Origin of the sequence: Okeania sp. SIO3B5, assembly GCF_010692555.1 — a bacterium.
In the GTDB taxonomy this organism is placed as follows: domain Bacteria; phylum Cyanobacteriota; class Cyanobacteriia; order Cyanobacteriales; family Microcoleaceae; genus Okeania.
Genome location: NZ_JAAHHG010000599.1, coordinates 1 through 2,647, shown reverse-complemented (window position 1 = coordinate 2,647; position 2,647 = coordinate 1). Strand labels below are relative to the sequence as shown.

Genomic DNA, 2,647 nt, shown 5'->3' with positions numbered 1-2,647 from the left:
TGGGATTAAAACAGCAATTAAAGCCGTGATGAACAATCGGGTAAAGCGGGAACATATTGAGACTTTAGAAAATGCTCTGGCAAACCCACAACTGAATGATAATTATTGGCAACTTATTTTAGATAAGGAGGGAGCTTCTCAAGTTGTCAGAGAAAATATTTATATTGCTCGCTATGTGCGATTATTGACATTAAAAGCAATATTAATTCCACAGTTTTTGCCTGATTTTCTAGCTTGGATTACTGATTCAAAGGAATGGGAAATACATTATGTTACTTCGTTTATGTTACAGGAATCAATTTTACAAGCAGCCTCGAAATCTACTGATGATTTTCCCTACTTTTTAGAAAAGCTCAAACTTGGTATTTGTTGTGTCATTGATTGCTTGATTGATGAGCCGAAAATTCTCAAACAATCTCAGTCATTATTAACTGGTTCAGGGTTGTGGAGTCAGCTTTACAAAAACTCACTCTCTCAGGAGTTGGAAAAAGTTCTCGATCTTATGGGAAATTATATTGAAAAGAGACAGAGTTTGCAGTCTCTGAAAAGTCAATATCCCCAATGGATTAGTTTATTGAATAAAATTAACAAGTTTTGGTATCCGCCAGAAAAACATGATTATTATTATGGGAATTTGACGAGGTTGTTTGAGAAAGTAGGAACTGCAAAACTGGCTGCTATTTTCTATCAAATAGGGCAGGGAAGTGTTCCGAAATCCTTGTTTGATAGATTTTCAAGGAACCAATCAGAATTAATACTTTTTAAAAAGAGGATTAATCGAAGGGAAGATAACCGAATAATGAATAATTAATAATTAATAATTAATAATTAATAATTAATAATTAAGAGTTGATATTTAATAATTATTCATTCAACAATTCACGCCTTGAAGCCTCCCCTTTTAAGGAGAAAAATCCAAAAAAATCCTTTTAGTCAATCCTCTTATTTTAAGAATAGGTAATAATTAATAATGGATAATTAATAATTAATAATGAATGTAGAACCTGGGATTAAAACAGCAATTAAAGCCGTGATGAACAATCGGGTAAAGCGGGAACATATTGAGACTTTAGAAAATGCTCTGGCAAACCCACAACTGAATGATAATTATTGGCAACTTATTTTAGATAAGGAGGGAGCTTCTCAAGTTGTCAGAGAAAATATTTATATTGCTCGCTATGTGCGATTATTGACATTAAAAGCAATATTAATTCCACAGTTTTTGCCTGATTTTCTAGCTTGGATTACTGATTCAAAGGAATGGGAAATACATTATGTTACTTCGTTTATGTTACAGGAATCAATTTTACAAGCAGCCTCGAAATCTACTGATGATTTTCCCTACTTTTTAGAAAAGCTCAAACTTGGTATTTGTTGTGTCATTGATTGCTTGATTGATGAGCCGAAAATTCTCAAACAATCTCAGTCATTATTAACTGGTTCAGGGTTGTGGAGTCAGCTTTACAAAAACTCACTCTCTCAGGAGTTGGAAAAAGTTCTCGATCTTATGGGAAATTATATTGAAAAGAGACAGAGTTTGCAGTCTCTGAAAAGTCAATATCCCCAATGGATTAGTTTATTGAATAAAATTAACAAGTTTTGGTATCCGCCAGAAAAACATGATTATTATTATGGGAATTTGACGAGGTTGTTTGAGAAAGTAGGAACTGCAAAACTGGCTGCTATTTTCTATCAAATAGGGCAGGGAAGTGTTCCGAAATCGTTGTTTGACAAATTTTCAAGGAACCAATCAGAATTAATACTTTTTAAAAGGAGGATTAATCGAAGGGAAGATATTGGAAATTATATTAATAAATTAGGAGAGGAGGTTTATTTTTTTTTCTGTGGAACTACTAATATTGGAGGGATTAGTATGTCAAGATTTACAGCTTTGATTATTTTGTTGGTTGTATTTCTACTGGGTAGATTTAGTGCAAGATTAGAATTAGATTCTGTAATTTTCAGCTTACTTCCAGGTCAAATTTCAGAAGATGAGGAAACTGAAAGCGATCAAGAAAAAAGTAAAACAATTTCTCTTTCTGAAAAAAATAAAGACTATTACCAAAGAACTGATGATGCAATTGATAGAATAACAAATAGATTAACTTCAACAATAGATAAGCTAGCTCAAGACAATGTTTTACCTGAATTAAAGGTTCCAAATTATCTCTATGAAGAAAATCTAGACAAAAAAGGTATTGTTATCCACTGTATTAAAAAACTAATCAACTTACCAGATTTTTCCTACAGTAAAATCACAGAAAATGATGCAAAATGGCAAGAATTTAGTGATGCTATTTATGCATATCAGAAATACAAAGGAGGTTCAAACCCTGATGGAGTAATCCCTCCTGGAGGAAATACGCAAAGATGGTTAGAAGAAGATATTCACAATCAATGCTTAAACTTACCAAGACCAACACAACTAGGTACATAATCAGGACTTACGCATGAGGTACTATATATATATAGAGTCTTGTAGAGTCTTGGTGCGTTACAAAGTGCGCTAACACACCCTACTGGACTGTTTCACCTAAAATAGTGCAATAGAATAGTCAGCCAAAAGTGACTATTGGACTGACAAGCGATCGTAAAAAAATAGACAATCAAAAACAAGCGATATAGCTGCCGCCACCATCCTCCGCCA

The 2,647-nt window shown here is 33.2% G+C and carries 1 protein-coding gene and 1 pseudogene; both read left to right on the top strand.

From position 1 onward, the window contains the following. Positions 1-811 (top strand): annotated as a pseudogene (locus F6K54_RS39070) (hypothetical protein); the annotation flags it as partial. Between the two features lie 180 nt (positions 812-991). Continuing rightward, positions 992-2,437: a hypothetical protein gene (locus tag F6K54_RS39065; RefSeq protein ID WP_293089598.1), complete on the top strand. Its 1,446-nt coding sequence runs from the start codon at positions 992-994 to the stop codon at positions 2,435-2,437. Positions 2,438-2,647: the final 210 nt, after the last annotated feature.